Origin of the sequence: Microbacterium atlanticum, from assembly GCF_015277815.1 — a bacterium.
GTDB classification, from domain to species: Bacteria; Actinomycetota; Actinomycetes; order Actinomycetales; family Microbacteriaceae; genus Microbacterium; species Microbacterium atlanticum.
Map to the genome: position 1 here is coordinate 3236701 of NZ_CP063813.1, position 16170 is coordinate 3252870.

Here is a 16170-nt window from a genome sequence, read left to right on the forward strand (position 1 = left end):
GAGCACACACCGTGGGACAGCTCGAGGGCAAGACCGCGCTCATCACCGGCGGCGCACTGGGGATCGGCCTGGCCGTGGCGCAGCGCTTCGCCCGTGAGGGCGCGCGCGTCATCCTCGCCGACCGCAACGGCGAGGGTGCTGCCGCGGCGGCCGCCGACATCGGCGAGAACGCCCGCGCCGTGACGATGGACATCTCGGACGAGGACGCGGTCGCGGCCGCCTTCGCCGAGGTGGAGGCGGCCGGCTGGGTCCCCGACGTCGTCGTGGCCAACGCCGGGGTCCAGCTCTTCGGTCAGGACGCGCCGGCGGCCGACCTCGACCTCGACGTGTGGCGGCGGACGATCGACATCAACCTCACGGGGGCGTTCCTGACCGTCAAGCACGCGGTGCGCTCGATGCTCCGCCACGGCGGCGGGTCGATCATCCTCACGGGAAGCCCCACCGCCGTCAACGGCGAGGGCAAGGACTTCACCGCCTACAGCGCCTCCAAGGCCGGCATGCACGGCCTCGCGCGCACCGTGGCAGCCGCCTACGCCGACCGCGGCATCCGCGTGAACACGGTCCAGCCGGCGTACACCGAGACGCCGCTGGTGGCCGCGATCAGCGAGGACCCCGCGTCGCGGGCCGCGATCATCAGCCGCATCCCGATCGGGCGCGCCGGCACGCCGGACGACGTCGCGGGCATCATGGTGTACCTCGCCAGCGACGACGGCGCGTTCGCCACCGGGGCGACCTTCCAGGTCGACGGCGGGATGACCTCGCTCTGACCTCGGCCGCCGGGCTCGCCCGGGGCACTCCCCCGGATCACCCTGCGACGCAAGGATGGATGCATGACCGACACCTGGAACGCCGGCGTGGCCGCCCCGTGGCGCAGCGGCGCATGGTCGATCGAGCGCCGCGGCGACGAGTTCGCCGACATCGCCTACGACGGCCGCGTCGTGCTGCGCTCGGTGCGCGCCGTCGTCCGCGACCGCAACTGGGACACGGCAGCCCTCGTCGTCGACAGGGTGGATGAGTCCGGCCTCGCCCTCACGCTGCACGTGCACTCGGAGGGACTCGGCGCCGAGCTGCGCGGTGTGGTGCGCGCGGAGGTCCGCGGGCCCGGCCGCCTGCGGCTCCTGACCGACCTGGAGTCGGCCACCGCCTTCGAGACCAACCGGACGGGGCTCGTGGTGCTGCACCCTCCCGGACTGGCGGGAGCCACGCTCGAGGTGCGCCACTCCGGAGGGACCGTCGAGCACTCGCAGTATCCCGTGGCTGTCAGCCCGCACCAGCCGGCGTTCGACATCGCCGGCCTCTCGTGGTCGCACCAGGGCCTCGACGTGGAACTCCGCTTCGCGGGTGACGTGTTCGAGATGGAGGACCAGCGCAATTGGACGGATGCCTCGTACAAGACGTACAGCCGTCCGCTGGCGCTGCCGTTCCCCTATGCGCTCGAGGCCGGTGAGCGCGTGGTCCAGTCGATCGACGTCTCGGTGTCGGGGACGCCCGCTCCGGTCGCGGCAGCCGGTCCCGCCCGCGTCCGGCTCGAGGACGGCCCCGCGCTTCCCGCGATCGCGGTCTCGGCCGCCACCGCACCTGACCCTGCCCCCGCCGGCCTCGCGCCGGTGCCGTGGTCGGCGGTGATCGTCGAGCTCGACCTCGCGACCCGCAACTGGCGCGCCGCACTCGGCCGGGCTGCGGCATCCGCTCTCCCGCTGGATGTGCGGTTCGTGCTCGCCGACGACGACCCGAGCGGGATCGACGAGGCGGTCCTCGCGCTGCGCGACCTTCCTCTCGTGCGGGTGACCGCCTTCTGGCCCACCGGACCCGCACGGCATGTCTCGGATCTCGAGGCGATCGGGCTGCTGCGTCACGCCCTCACCCAGGCGGGTGTCGACGCGCTCATCGTCGGCGGCGTCCGCTCGCACTTCACCGAGCTCAACCGCGAGCACCACCGCCTGCCGCGACGACTCGACGGGCTGGTGTTCAGCACCACGCCGCTCTTCCACAGCCTGAGCACGGCGCAGCTGGTCGAGGCGCTGCCGATGCAGCGGCTGGTCGCTGCCCAGGCGGTCGACCTGGCGGGCGGACCCCCCGTGCACATCGGCCCGGTCTCGCTGCGCCCGCACTTCAACGACGTCGCCACGACGCCTCCGCCGATGCCCGAGCACGACGACCTGCGGGACGGCTACGGCTCGGCGCTGATCGACGCGGCCGACCCGCGTCAGGCCGCGCCCGAGCTCGCGGCGTGGACCGTGGCGAGCGCCGCCGCCCTCGCGGTGCCGGGTGTGGCGACGCTGGCGTACTTCGAGGAGTGGGGCCCGCGCGGCGTCCGGGCCTCCGACGGCACCGCCTTCCCGGTGCTCGACGCGGTGACGCAGCTCACCGGCGTCGCGGGGCGGCCCGGCCTGCGCGGCGACTCCGCCGACGGCCTGGTGTGGGCGCTCGGAGCGCGCACCGACGCGGGCACCGTCGTGCTGGTCGCGAACCTCGGCACGCGCGTCCGCGAGGTCGAGGTCGAGCTCCCCGGAGGCGAGGTCCGCGCCGCCGAGGTGCCCGCCGGCGGGTTCGTCCGCCTCTGACTCCGGCCGGGTGCGCGACAGCGCTCAGCTGGCCCCACGTGTCGCCACCCGCTCCGGACCCGACGACACGGGACCGACTCGAGCCGACACCCCGTCAGGCCTCGCGCCAGACGCGCACGTCCCAGGGCCCGAGCGCGACCTCGGCACCGCCGGCGAGCTCGCCACTCCCGTCGAGGACGGATGCCGCGCCCCGCGCGAGCTCGACGGTGCGAGGCTCGGGCGACCAGTTGTGCACGACCCACACCCGTCCGCGCGGGCCGGTGAGCGAGTGGGCGGTCACTGTGCTCGGGCGCCCGGCGAGGAGCGACGGCGTCCGCGGCGGACCGGCGGCGTCCGCGACCACCTGGGCCAGCAGCCCGCGGTCGAGGAGCGTGCCGACCATGGTGATCGCGCCTGCTCCGACCTCGCGCCGGGTCACCGCGGCCCACCGGCCGAACAGCTCGTGGCGATACCCCAGCAGGACGTCGGCGTCCGAGGGCTCGAAGCCGTCGATCCAGCCGCGCGCCGTGCCCACCGGTTCGCCCTCGCGCACGACGTCGACCGGCGCGCCGAGCGCCGCGAACTCCCGGTATCCGACGCCCGCGGCCGCTCCGACGACGGCCGGAGCGAGCGTCGCCCGCATGCGTCCCTCGTCGTCGCCGAACCCGGTGCGCGGCCCGATGACGAGGCGGCCTCCGAGACGCGCGTATTCCACCAGCGTCTCGAGAGTGGGATCGGATGCCGCCACCAGCCCCGCCACGATCAGCACGGGGTACCGCCGCCGCAGCTCGTCGGCCTCGGGCAGCTGGCGCTCGTTCACGTGGCCGACCTGGAGCCCCGCGTCGACCGCGGCCCGGCCGAACGCGCCCACGATCCGCGCGTACGACGCCCGGTCGCCCTGCTCGCCGGCCGGCAGGCAAGGCTCGAACGCCATCATCCACTCGCTGTCGTGCGCGAAGACGAGGCCGACGTCGGCGTCGGGCTCGGCATCCGCCAGCCACTCCGCGGCCGCCGCGAACTGCCGGCCGATCCCCGCGATCTCCGTGTGGATCCGGCCGGGCTCGAGGTCGTGGCCGAGGATGCCGCCCCAGTGCACCTCCGCGCCCGAGTGGAGCGTGTGCCAGTGCCAGTACGACACCAGGCGCGCACCGCGGGCCACGAGCAGCCACGCCGCCTGCGCGAGCTGGCCGTCGTAGGGCGGACGCGTCAGCCACGCGGGGCCGATCGACGCGGCTCCCGTCTCGGTGACGAGGAACGGGTCCTGCCGCGTGCCGCGCATGCGGTCGGCCATGAGCACGAGCTGCGGCACGTCGTCGGCGTACCACTGCCCTCCGGCCCCCTCGCGGTCGTGGTCGAGCGCGTCCTGCGGCAGGTAGTAGGCGTTGCCGCTGGCGATGTCGAGCAGTGCGCCGACGGCGACATCGTCCATCGCGGGCCGGTTGTACGCGATGCACGTCGTGAGGAACGTGGCGTCGTCGACGAGCTCCCGCACGATGCCGGCCTGCCAGCCGATGAAGTCCGCCGTGAGCTCGGCCTGGAACCGCCGCCATGCGAGGTCGTACGCCGGCGTCGTATTGCCGGAGGGAGCCCAGAGCTCGTCCCACGCGGCGATGCGGTGCGACCAGTAGGTCAGCCCCCACTCCCGGTTCAGCGTCTCGACGTCGCCGTAGCGGTCGGCGACCCATTCCCGGAACCGCTGGACGACCTCGGCGTTGTGGATGAGGTGGAGGCCGGCCTCGTTGTCGAGCTGCACGCCGATGACGGCGGGGTGCCGCCCGTGACGGCCGACGACGGCGCGGATCACACGCTCGGCGTAGCGGCGGAAGAGCCCGGACGTGTAGTCGACCTCCTGCCGCTGGCCCCAGGCCACGGGAGAGCCGTCGCCGCGCACGACGGCGAGCTCGGGGTGCGCCCGCGACAGCCACGGCGGCACCGCATACGTGGGCGTGCCGAGGATCACGCCGACGCCGTGGCGGTGGGCGGCCTCGAGGACCGGGGCCATCCACTCGAGGTCGAACTCGCCGTCCCGCGGCTCCCAGGACGACCACACCGACTCGCCGACGCGGATGCAGCTGACGCCGGCATCCGTCATCAGCCGCAGGTCGGTCTCCAGGCGCCCGGGGTCCGGCAGGTACTCGTTGTAGTACGCCGTGCCGAGGCGCGGCCCGTTCCGCCAGGCGCGGAGACGATCGGATGCCGCGCCTGCACCCATTGCGCTCGACTCCACCATCGGGGTCAGGCCTCGATGCGGGTGATGCGCAGCGCCAGCGCCTCGCCCTCGGGCAGGTCCACGGCGGGCGACGTGCGGTCGTAGGCGTCGTTGCGCTGCACGTCGTCGAGCGTGAAGACGCCGTCCACGGGGCTCACCGTCATGTTCCACGTGTCGATGACGTCGACCCGGAACCGGTCCCCCTCCTCCGGACGTTCCCCCGGGAAGCCGATCGGTAGGCGGAAGCTCCAGCTCGCCGGCGCGGAGCGGCCGAGGTACTGCACGTACAGGCGGCGCGGGATGCCGGCGACGTACGCGGGGTCGTCCCACTTGTCGATCGGGTCGAGGCCTGGGCCGTCGACTTCCTCGAGGAGGCGCCGGAGGAACGCGAGGCGTGCCGGCGAGTCGCCGATCAGCGGGCCGCCCTCGACCATGTGGAGGCTGCCCGACGGCGTCACGAAGCTCTCGCCGTGGGAGGCGTAGGTGCCGGCGACGGTCGCGACCCAGAACTGGTGCACCAGCTGCTCGGCGTCGAGGTGGCCCCACCGGTCGGGGATGTCGCCCTCGTACTTGATCTCGTCGAGCACGACGGGCTTGCCGTAGACATCGCGGTACAGGTTGGCGCGGCCGAAGTCCGTGGTGACCGATCCGTTCTGGATCGACGCGTGGGTCACCCACGGCTGGTTGTTGTCGTAGAGCTCGATCCAGTTGTGGATCGAGCGCAGGTGGTCGTACGGGTCGATCTTCGCCAGGAGCGCGCCGGTCCGATCCCACCGGTCGTCGGGTCGCTCGAGTTGGTCGAACTCGTTGCACAGCGACCACCAGACGTGCGGGTACGCGGCCAGCCGCGCGACGAGGTAGCGGAGGTAGACCGCGTCCTCCTCCTCGGTCAGCTCGTTCAGCCCGAACTGACCGCGGTCGTAGGCGTTGTAGATGAGCACGTCCGCCTGGATGCCGCGCTCCCCGAGCACCTCGACCGCGCGGTCCAGCCGCTGGAAGAACTCCGGCACCGGGCGGGTGACGTCCCAACGTCCGTCCGTCTTCTCGAATGGCATGAGGGCCGGGACGTGCTCGATGTAGCCGCCGCCCTGGGGGAACACCATGAACCGGAGCTTGTTGAAGCCCGCCTCGGCGATCGCGCCGACCGTCGACGAGAACAGCGGCTCGTCCTGGTGGAGCCAGTTGTACGCCGTGGCCCCCACGGGCCGGAACGGCGTGCCGTCGGCGTGGGCGAAGTGGAAGCGATGAGCGACCCGCACCGGGCCGCGGTCATCCCCGGCGGTGACGTCGAACGAGCCGGACCGTCCGTCGAGCGCAGGGTCGCCGCTCTCGGTCCGCCACGTCCACTCGCCCGCCAGGTCGGGGGCGAACCGGACGCGATAGGTGGTGTCGCCGTCCCAGAAGCCCGGCACGACGCGCTCCTCGCCCGAAGGAGCGTGCTGGGCGTGCAGCGTGAGCGGCGTGCGGTCGGCGGGGATGACTTCCGCGCCCTCGAACGTCAGCTCGGTCGGTCGGTACAGCGCGTTCGGCTGCGGGTGGGACACGGGATTCTCCTTCGATTGCGTATCCGGGCGGTACTGCTCAGGCGGGCGAGCGGCGCGAGCTCTGGCGCACGGTCAGCTCCGGCTCGAAGACGCGCTGCGCCACCGTGCCGTGCTCGATCGCGTCGAAGAGCAGGTCGACCGCCGTCGCGCCGAAGTCGGCGTGCTGCGCGCGCACGCTGGTCAGCGGGATGAGCGACGCTTCGGCGAACTCGTTGTCGTCGTACCCGACGACGGCGATGTCGCGCGGCACCGCGACACCGCCGGCGATGAGCGCCTGCAGCACGCCGAGGGCGAGCACGTCGTTGGCGGCGAACACGCCGTCGGGCCGGTCGGCCGCCGGTCGCGCGGCGAGTGCGGCGCCGATCGCCCGGCCGGCGGCGATCGACCGCTCGGTCACCTCGACGACCTCGACGACACCGTCGGCCGCTCTCTCGACGGCCTGCCGCGCGCCGTCGAGCCGATCCGCCACCTGCTGCACTGGCAGCGGCCCGCCGACGAAGGCCAGGCGGCGGCATCCGTTCGCCAGCAGGTGCTCTGCCGCCTGGCGCCCGCCCGACACGTCGTCGATCGAGATGGAGGGCTGGCGCTCATCGCAGGCGCGTCGACCGACCAGGACCGACGGCGTGCCGCGCTCGCGCATGGCCGCCAGGCGGGTCTCGATCGGCTCGAAGGACGACACGAGCAGGCCGCGGACCTGGCGCTGCTCGAACGCCTCGAGGTAGGCGTCCTCCCGCTTGCGGTCGCCGTGGGAGTGCGCGAAGAAGACGGTGAGACCGAGCCGCTCGGCGCGGTACTCGACCTCCTGGGCGATCTCGCTGAAGTGGGGGTTGCTGACGTCGGGCGACAGGTAGCCGATGAGGGTGCTGACACCCAGTCGCAGCTGCCGGCCGGCGATGGAGGGGACGAAGCCCAGCTCGTCGATCGCGATCGCGATCCGTCGCGCCCGCTCCGCCGACACGCGGTCGGGATGATTGAGGTACGCCGACACGGTGCCGACGGCCACGCCGGCGCGGGCCGCCACCTGGCGGATGCCGGGCCGGTGTCCTGCTCGCTCCTCGGTCGCCGCCACGTCAGCGCCAGTCGTGCTCGGCGGCGAAGCCGAGGCGTTCGCGGATCTTGCGGGTCGACATGAGCGACTCGAACTCGCCGAGGTCGTCGGCCACCGGCGTGCCGGGGAACCACCGCTGCGCGACCTCGCGCGACGGGGCCGCGTTCCCCGACTCGGGCGCCGCGACGTTGTACACCTCGAACCCCGGCTGCGCGGCCGCGAGCGCGAGGGAGACGGCGAGCGCGCCATCGCGCGAGTCCACCCACGAGCCCAGCAGGTCGCGGCGGTAGCCGGGCTCGGCGGCACGGGCGAAGGTGCCGTACTCGTCGGCGGCGACGACGTTCGTGAAGCGCAGCGCGGTGATCGAGGTCTCGGGTGCCCAGTGGACGAGCTGCGCGGCGATCGCCTCCTCGGCGACCTTGCCGAGCCCGTAGGTGTTGTTCGCGCTGGTGTACGTCTCGTCTACCGGCAGCGAGGGCGGGGCGTCGTCGAACGGGAATCCCATCGCCGTGATGCTCGAGGCGAGCACGACGGTGCGGATGGAGGCGCGGTGGGCCGCGAACAGCGCGTTGAACGACACCGCGACGTTGTTGTGGAAGGTCGCGGCATCCGGGACGAGTCCGTTGACAGGGATGGCGGCCAGGTGCACGAGCGCGTCCAGGCCGTCGTGACGCGCGGTCACCGACAGGAACGCGTCGAGCGTCTGGCCGAAGTCCGTGAGGTCGACGCGGGTGAAGCCGGGACCGGGAGTGCCGGTCAGGTCGAAGCCGATGACGTCGTGGCCGTCGGCGCGCAGCCGCTCCACCGTCGCCCGGCCGAGCTTGCCCCCGCTCCCGGTGACGCCGATCTGCATGCCGTACCTCCTCGTCCGACACCTCGCGAAACTTGAAACGTTTCGTTTTCGATGCGACACTCACTGTACACGCTAAATGAAACGTTTCGGAGTACTGAGAGAGGACACCGATGTCCGTCACCGTCGAGGCTCCCCGCATCGAACACCACCGCGAGCCGCTCGGCATCGGAGAGCGGATGCCGCGACTCTCGTGGCGCGTCGCCTCCGCACCGTCGGGCTGGCGCCAGGCCGCCTACCGCGTGGAGCTCGAGCAGCGCGGCGCCGCGACCTCGTTCGAGGTGCAGAGCCCCGACCAGGTGCTGGTGGCCTGGCCCGGCGAGCCCCTGCAGTCCCGCGAACGGGTCACCGTGCGCATCGCCGTGCGCGGAGCCGACGACGCGTGGTCCGAGGCATCCGCCCCCACCTCCCTGGAGGCGGGGCTCCTCGAGCCCGGGGATTGGACCGCACGCCCCGTCGGCGCCACGCGCAACGAGAACCCCAACACCGACGACCGGCGGCCGTCCCTCGTGCGCCGGGGCTTCGAGGCGCGAGAGGGCGTTGTGCGGGCACGGCTGTACGCGACGGCGCACGGCGTCTACGAGGCTGAGCTCAACGGCGAGCGCGTGGGCGACGACACGCTCTCTCCCGGGTGGACGGTCTACGGCACGCGGCTGCGGTACTACACGTACGACGTGACCGCACTCGTGCGCCCCGGCCACAACGCCATCGGCGCGTGGCTGGGCGACGGCTGGTATCGCGGCCGCCTCGGCTGGCGCGGCGGGTTCCGCAACGTCTACGGGTACGACCAGTCCTTCCTCGGACAGCTGGAGCTGACGTACGCCGACGGGACCCGCGAGGTGATCGCCACCGACCACTCGTGGCGGTCGGCGCCGAGCCCGATCCTGCAGAGCGGCATCTACGACGGCGAGGACTACGACGCGCGCGAGGAGCAGCCCGGGTGGTCCGCACCCGCGTTCGACGACTCCGCGTGGGAGGGCGTGCAGGAGCGCCACCGCGACCCGGCCACGCTCGTCGCCCCCACCGCGCCCCCGGTGCGGGCCACCGAGGAGCTGCGTCCCGTCGAGGTGCTCACGGGTCCGAGCGGCTCGCGCATCCTCGACTTCGGCCAGAACCTGGTCGGGCGGGTGCGGATCCGCGTGTCGGGCCCCGCGGGAGCGACCGTGACGCTGCGTACCGCCGAGGTCATGCAGGACGGCGAGATCTACACCCGGCCGCTGCGCGCGGCGCGCGCGGCCGACAGCTACACTTTCGCCGGCCGTGACGCCGAGGAATGGGAGCCGCGGTTCACTTTCCATGGGTTCCGCTATGTCGAGGTCGGGGGATGGCCGGGAGATCTGGATGCCGATGCCGCCGCGGGCGCCCTGGTGGCGCGGGTCTACCACACCGATCTCGAGCGCACCGGCTGGTTCGAGTCCTCTGATCCGGCGCTGAACCGCCTGCACGAGAACGTCGTGTGGGGGATGCGCGGCAACTTCGTCGACATCCCCACGGACTGCCCGCAGCGCGACGAGCGGATCGGCTGGACGGGCGACATCCAGGTGTTCGGCCCGACCGCCTCGACGCTGTTCGACGTGTCGGGCATGCTCTCGGGCTGGCTGCGGGACGTCGCCATCGAGCAGCTTCCCGACGGGACCGTCCCGTGGTACGTCCCGGTGATCCCCGCCGTCGACAAGTGGACGCCGATGCGGCCGGGGGCTGCCTGGGGCGATGTGGCAACGTTGCTGCCGTGGACGCTGTACGAGCGCTTCGGCGACGTCGCGGTGCTCGAGGCGCAGTTCGACAGCGCCCGCCGGTGGGTGGATCTGCTCGAGCGGCTCGCCGGCCCGTCCCGCCTGTGGGACACCGGCTTCCAGCTCGGGGACTGGCTCGACCCGGCCGCGCCGCCGCACGATCCCGCCGACGCCCGCACCGACCGGTACCTCGTGGCGACCGCCTACTTCGCCAAGTCGGCACGCACGGTCGCCCGCATGGCCGACGTGCTCGGGCTCGCCGAGGAGCGGACGCACTACGACGCGCTCGCCGGCGAGGTCGTCGCCGCGTTCGCCGAGGCGTACGTGAACGACGACGGCACCATGACCAGCGACGCGCAGACGGCGTACGCGCTCGGGCTGCGATTCGACCTCATCACCGACCCGGGGCGGAGGGATGCCGCGGCCGCCCGTCTCGCGCAGCTCGTGCACGAGGCGGGGAACCGCATCTCGACCGGCTTCGTCGGCACGCCCCTGGTCTCGGATGCGCTGAGCTCGGGCGGGCAGGTGGAGACGGCGTACGACCTGATCCTCGAGCGCGAGTGCCCCTCGTGGCTGTACCAGGTCGAGCAGGGGGCGACGACGGTGTGGGAGCGGTGGGACTCGCTGCTGCCGGACGGAACGGTCAACCCGGGCCAGATGACGTCCTTCAACCACTACGCCCTGGGTGCGGTCGCCGACTGGATGCACCGCGTCATCGCCGGCCTCGCGCCGGATGCCCCGGGCTACCGCCGCATCCGCTTCGCACCCCGGCCCGGCGGCGGACTCACGTCGGCCTCGGCGCGCCAGCTCACCGCGTACGGCGAGGCGGCGATCGCCTGGCGCATGGCCGACGGGCGCCTGCACGTCGAGGCGACGGTGCCGATCGGCGCCGAGGCCGTGCTCGACCTGGCCGGCGCCCGCGAGGAGACGCTTCCGCCCGGCACGCACACCCGCGACGTCGCCCAGACCGCCTGACCCTCCGGGACGCCCCGTCCCGAGGCGGGCCTGAGTCGCCAAGACACGCCGTACACCGCATCCTCGCCCGGCGCGTCTTGGCGATTCGCATGCGCGTGCTGCGTGGACGAATGTCTAGCGTTCTGCGCAGATAGTGAATATCCTTTCGTTAGCGAATCGTCAATCGATTCGCCACGATCGGAGACGCCGTGCCCCTCACGCCATACACCCGGCAAGCGGACGGCCAGGTGCGTCTGCTCACGAAAGTGGCCCGCATGTACCACGAGCGCGGCGTCCGGCAGGCCGACATCGCCACCGCGCTCAATATCTCACAGGCCAAGGTGTCGCGGCTGCTCAAGCGCGCGGAATCCGTCGGCATCGTGCGGACGATCGTGACCGTCGCCCCCGGCGTGCACGCCGAGCTCGAGGAGCGGCTCGAGGAGAAGTACGGCCTCGCGGAGGCCGTGGTGGTCGACGTCGACCCGGACGCCGACGAGAAGGAGCTCCTGGCGTCGCTGGGCGCGGGCGCCGCCGGCTACCTCGAGGCCACGCTCTCGGGAGCCGACCGGATCGGCGTCTCGTCGTGGAGCCAGACGATCCTCGCCATGGTCGACCGCATGCGGCCGTTCACGGTGCGTGGCGCGACCGAGGTCGTGCAGCTGCTCGGCGGAGTGGGCGCACCCGAGGCGCAGAGCCACTCCAACCGCATCCTCGGCGAGCTCGCCCGCACGCTCGGCGCCGAGCCGGTGTACGTGCAGGCGCCGGGCGTCGTCGGCGATCCGGCCATCCGCGACAGCCTGCTGCGGGACCCCTCGATGCAGGAGGTCGCCCGGCACTGGAGGGACCTCACCATGGCGATCATGGGCGTGGGCAGCATCGAGCCGTCGGACGTGCTCGCCACCAGCGGCAACGCATTTCCGCCCGAGGAGCGGCAGGCGCTCCTGGACGAGGGCGCCGTCGGCGACATCTGCCACCGCATCTTCCGCGCCGACGGCTCACTGGTGCGCGGCGCGATCGACGACCGGATCATCGCGATCCCCGTCGAGAACCTGATGCGCATCCCCCGCCGCGTGGGGATCGCCGGCGGCGACCGCAAGCTCGAGGCCATTCACGGCGCCCTCGCGGGCAGCTGGGTCACGACGCTGGTCACCGACCTCCGGTCGGCGGAGGCGCTCGCCGACCGCTGACCGCTGGCCGCCGACCGCTGGCCGCGACTCTCAGCGCTGCGAGAGCGACTCCGCCAGGCGCTCGACGCCGAGCCGCGGGCTGGTGAGCACCGGCACCTCGACCGAGACGGCCTCGGCGGCGGAGGCCATGGACGCCTGCGCCAGCACGATGACGTCCGCCTCGGCCGCGCCGCGCTCGATCGCCGCGGCGACCAGACGGTCGTGGGTGGTGCGGTCGCCCCCGGCAACGGCTGCGAAGGCCCCTTCGATGACCTCGCTGGAGAACTCCGGCTCGACGCCGGCGAGCGCGGCCCGTTCCCGGAGCAGTCCCAGGGTGGGCCGGCAGGTGGTCGGCAGGGTCGCGAGCACGCGGATGCGGCTCCCCGCGCGCACCGCGGCATCCGCCATCGCCTCGTCCACGCGCAGCACGGGAACCCCGGCGGCGGCCGCGGCGGGGGCCGCGAGCTCCGAGATCGAGGAGCAGGTGAACATGACGGCGTCCGCTCCCCCGGCCGCCGCGGCCCGCACCAGGTCGTCGATCCGCTCGCGGACGGATGCCGCGCGCTCATCGTCGCCGAGGTCGGCGACGATCTTGTCGTCGAGGTAGTTCACCACCGTCGCGCCGGGCAGATACTCGGCCGCCAGCGCCCCGAACGGAGCGATGTTCACGGCACCGGTGTGGAGGAACGCGATCCGCTGTGCAGAGCCCATGCAGTCAGCCTCTCAGCTTCTCAGCCCTTGAGGGCGCCGCCGGACATGCCGGCCATGATCTTCTTGTTGAGCGTCAGGAACAGGATGAGCAGCACGAGGATGTTGATGCTGACCGCCGCGAACAGCGGTCCGTACTGCGTCGACCCATACTCGTCGCTGAGACTCAGCAGCCCCACCTGGATGGTGGCGAGGTCGGGCCTGGTCGTGAACGTCAGGGCGATCAGCAGGTCGTTCCACACGCTGAAGAACTGCACGAGGCCGATCGTCAGGATCGCGTTCTTCATCATCGGGATGCCGATCACGAAGAACGACCGCAGCGGCCCCGAGCCGTCGACCGTGGCCGCCTCGAAGATCTCTCGGGGAACCGATCGGAAGTACGTCGCCATGAGGAACGTCGTGAGCGGCAGGCCCATCACGGTGTACGTGATGATGAGCGGCCACAGCGTGTCGGTGATGCCGATGCGGAAGTAGGTGATGAACAGCGGGACGAGGATCATCTGACCCGGCACCATGATGCCGGCGAGGATGTAGAGCAGGACGCCGTTGCGGCCCTTCCAGATCATCACCTCGAGGGCGTACCCCGCCGCGACACCGATGAAGACGATCAGCAGCACCGACGGGATCGTCACGAGCACGCTGTTGAGCCAGTTGCGGGCGACGTTGCCGTTCGTCAGGGCGGTGACGTAGTTGTCGAACTGCCACGTCTCGGGGAGCGAGAGCGCCGGATTGGAGAGGAACTCGGACTGGGTCTTGAACGAGCCCAGCACCATCCAGACCTGCGGGTAGAGCACCACGATCATCAGCACCGCGACGATGATCCACACCGGGAGCCGGCGGACCGCGCGCAGGAGACCACGGCGGGTGCGGTTGGGCGCGGGCCGGTGGACGGTGGGCGTGGCGACCGTGGCGGCGGTCTCGGGCTGCGTCAGGGTCATGTCAGGCCTCCGCCTTGCGACGCGACGATCGGAAGATCGCGAGGGTGAACACCAGGCAGAGAGCGGTGAGGAGGACGGCGATGGTGGAGCCGTAGCCGTACTCGGCGTACTCGAACGCGGTGCGGTACATGTACAGCGTCATCGGCGCGGTGGACGTGCCGGGGCCGCCGCCGTTGAGGGCGAGGAGGCTGTCGAACACCTTCAGGGTCGCGTTCAGGCTGAAGATGATGGAGGAGAGCAGGATCGGCAGCGACAGCGGCACGACGATGTGGCGGACGAGCTTGAGACCGTTCGCCCCGTCGAGCCGGGCCGACTCGATGACCTCCTCGGGGATGTCGAGGAGTCCTGCGTACAGGAGCACGGCATAGAAGCCCATCGAGCTCCACAGCGTCATCACGATGGCGGTGGTCATGGTCCCCACCGTCGAGGCGAGCACCTCCACGCTCTCGCCGCCGAAGAAGTTGATGATGTCGTTGACAGGGCCCTGGTTCTCACCGACGGCGACGAAGCTGCGGAAGAGCAGGGCCACGGCCACCGTCGGAAGGACGGTCGGGAAGAAGACCAGCGTCCGCACGAGGGTCGAGCCCTTGCGCAGGACGAAGACGTACAGCAGCGCCAGGGCATAGCCGAGGGCCACCTGAAGGGCGGTCGCGACGACCGCGAAGAAGACGCTCACCCACATCGACTGCAGGGCGGCGGGGTCGGTGAAGAAGGTGGCGAAGTTCTGCAGCCCCACCCACTCGAAGCCGCGGAGCGAGTTGCCCTCGAAGAACGAGAGGCCGAGCGACCAGCCGACCGGGACGACCTTCAGCAGCGTGTACAGCACCAGGGCCGGTGCCAGCAGGATGAAGATCGTCTTCCGATCTCCGAAGATCGAGTTCATCTGCGAACTGCTTTCTCGTGTGGAACCGGCTCCCCGGGGGAGCGCCCGGGGAGCCGGTGCGGGATGTCAGCCGTTGGCGTCGATGCTCGCCTGGAGCTCGGCCATGTAGTCCTCCGCGCTCATCTGACCGGTCGTGAGCAGCGTCGCGTTCGTCGATGCGAGCGAGTTGCTCTTCGAGTCCATCAGAGCCTCGAACCACAGTACGGTCTCGTCGATGCCCGCGATCCGCTCCTGCATCTCGGCCGTGTTCGCCGAGAGGTCGGTGACCTCGCCGTTGACCTTGAAGCCCGAGATGACGCCGGCGTCCTGCAGCGCCTGCTGGCCGTAGTTCTCGGCGATGCAGCTCACCCAGTCGACGACCTTGGGCCCGAACTGCTCGGCGTTGATGATCATCGGGGCACCGGCGTTGGCCGCGTACTGGTCGATCGAACCCTTGCCGCCCTCGACCTCGGGGAACGGCATGAACCCGACGTTCTCGCCGCCGATCTGGTTGCGCTCGGGGTCGTTGATGGCGCTCAGCAGCCACGAGCCGTCGTAGGTCATCGCGGCCTGGCCGGTGAGGAACATGTTCGACGAGGTGTCGCCGTCGCGGGTCGAGAAGCCCTCGCCGAAGTAGCCGGCGGCCGCGAAGTCGGCGAGCGCCTGCGCGCCCTCGACGTACTCGGGGTCGGTGAGCTTGGCGTCGCCGTCGCGCACGGCGGCCATGGCCTCGGGCCCGACGTTGCGGAAGATGTACATGCCCATGATGCGCGTGAGCGGCCAGCCGTTGGCGCCCGCCTCGGTCATGGGGACGACGCCCGCGCCGGCCAGGGTGTCGGCTGCGTCGACGAGCTCGTCCCAGGTCTGGGGCTCCTCGATGCCGTTGTCGGCCAGGATCTCCTTGTTGTAGAAGATGCCCTCGATGTTGTACTGGTACGGCATCGAGTACATGCCGCCGTACACCTGCTCGACGGTCGAGGCGGCGGCCGGCAGGACGTTGTCCCACGCGTCGGCTCCTTCGAGCGCCGCCTTCAGGTCGCCCACGAGACCGGCGGCGTTGAGGTCGCCGTCCGGGCGGATGAGCGCGGTGCCCGCGATCGTGTGAGCCGGGAGCGCGCCCTGGCTGGCCAGCAGCGTGACCTTCTGCACGGTGTCGGCCTGCGCGACCTTCTGGTGCTCCAGCGGGAGCGCCTCGTTCTCGGCCTTGCACGCGCCCTCCGAGAGAGCGGTCAGCTGCTCCTCGAGAACGGGGTTCTCGTTGGCGGTCATGACGGTGAAAGTGTCGGGGTCGGTGCCCCCGGCCCCGCTGCCGCCGTCCGACGAGCCGGAGTCGGCGTCGCCGTTGCCTCCGGCGCATGCGGCCAGCGGCAGCACCGCTGCCAGTGCGATGCCGAGCACCGCGATGCGGCGACGGTTGCTGCGTGTATTCATAGCGTCCTCCTTGACGACGACCATGCGGGTGAAAGGTACGACACGACAGTAGGCAGGATTTCGACGTGTGTCAACAGTCAGTACTGAAATTCTATTCACTTTGAGACGATTCAGGGGTTAGACTGCATTTCCATGCAGCGTTGCGAGAACTTTCAGCCACGCTTAGTCTGACCCGCATCGGCCC

Annotated in this window: 12 protein-coding genes; 4 read left to right on the plus strand and 8 right to left on the minus strand. The window is 71.5% G+C overall.

The window, feature by feature from the left end; genetic code table 11:
- Window positions 1-11: 11 nt before the first annotated feature.
- On the plus strand, window positions 12-767 hold the full coding sequence (locus tag IR212_RS14875; RefSeq protein ID WP_194396635.1) for an SDR family NAD(P)-dependent oxidoreductase: 756 nt from the start codon (window positions 12-14) through the stop codon (window positions 765-767).
- Window positions 768-830: 63 nt separating this feature from the next.
- A complete protein-coding gene (locus IR212_RS14880; RefSeq protein WP_194396636.1) occupies window positions 831-2564 on the plus strand; it encodes a D-apionate lactonase family protein in 1734 nt (577 codons plus the stop codon).
- 94 nt (window positions 2565-2658) lie between these two features.
- Here IR212_RS14880 and IR212_RS14885 read toward each other — a convergent pair whose 3' ends face one another.
- From IR212_RS14885 to IR212_RS14900, 4 genes are read right to left on the minus strand one after another with little or no spacing between them, the layout of a single operon-like run.
- The gene (locus IR212_RS14885) at window positions 2659-4773 is read right to left on the minus strand and encodes a beta-galactosidase (RefSeq protein WP_228479356.1); all 2115 of its coding nucleotides are present in this window, start codon (window positions 4771-4773) and stop codon (window positions 2659-2661) included.
- A 5-nt stretch (window positions 4774-4778) separates the two neighbouring features.
- Window positions 4779-6296 (minus strand): apiosidase-like domain-containing protein, encoded by a 1518-nt coding sequence (locus IR212_RS14890; RefSeq protein ID WP_194396637.1) that lies wholly within the window; start codon window positions 6294-6296, stop codon window positions 4779-4781.
- 37 nt (window positions 6297-6333) lie between these two features.
- Window positions 6334-7365, minus strand: coding sequence for a LacI family DNA-binding transcriptional regulator (locus tag IR212_RS14895; RefSeq protein WP_194396638.1), 1032 nt, complete (start codon window positions 7363-7365; stop codon window positions 6334-6336).
- A gap of 1 nt (window position 7366) precedes the next feature.
- Complete coding sequence (locus tag IR212_RS14900) at window positions 7367-8197, minus strand: NAD-dependent epimerase/dehydratase family protein (RefSeq protein WP_194396639.1); 831 nt, start codon at window positions 8195-8197, stop codon at window positions 7367-7369.
- Between the two features lie 110 nt (window positions 8198-8307).
- Between IR212_RS14900 and IR212_RS14905 the strand changes: the two genes are divergently transcribed.
- Window positions 8308-10902, plus strand: coding sequence for an alpha-L-rhamnosidase (locus tag IR212_RS14905; RefSeq protein WP_194396640.1), 2595 nt, complete (start codon window positions 8308-8310; stop codon window positions 10900-10902).
- 188 nt (window positions 10903-11090) lie between these two features.
- Window positions 11091-12068 (plus strand): sugar-binding transcriptional regulator, encoded by a 978-nt coding sequence (locus tag IR212_RS14910; protein WP_194396641.1) that lies wholly within the window; start codon window positions 11091-11093, stop codon window positions 12066-12068.
- A 30-nt stretch (window positions 12069-12098) separates the two neighbouring features.
- Here IR212_RS14910 and IR212_RS14915 read toward each other — a convergent pair whose 3' ends face one another.
- The 4 genes from IR212_RS14915 to IR212_RS14930 form a co-directional block, all read right to left on the minus strand.
- Window positions 12099-12758: an aspartate/glutamate racemase family protein gene (locus IR212_RS14915; protein ID WP_194396642.1), complete on the minus strand. Its 660-nt coding sequence runs from the start codon at window positions 12756-12758 to the stop codon at window positions 12099-12101.
- 20 nt (window positions 12759-12778) lie between these two features.
- Window positions 12779-13693, minus strand: a complete 915-nt coding sequence (locus IR212_RS14920) for a carbohydrate ABC transporter permease (protein ID WP_194396643.1) — start codon at window positions 13691-13693, stop codon at window positions 12779-12781.
- Between the two features lies 1 nt (window position 13694).
- On the minus strand, window positions 13695-14576 hold the full coding sequence (locus IR212_RS14925) for a carbohydrate ABC transporter permease (RefSeq protein ID WP_194396644.1): 882 nt from the start codon (window positions 14574-14576) through the stop codon (window positions 13695-13697).
- A gap of 66 nt (window positions 14577-14642) precedes the next feature.
- Window positions 14643-15986, minus strand: a complete 1344-nt coding sequence (locus IR212_RS14930; protein ID WP_194396645.1) for an ABC transporter substrate-binding protein — start codon at window positions 15984-15986, stop codon at window positions 14643-14645.
- Window positions 15987-16170: the final 184 nt, after the last annotated feature.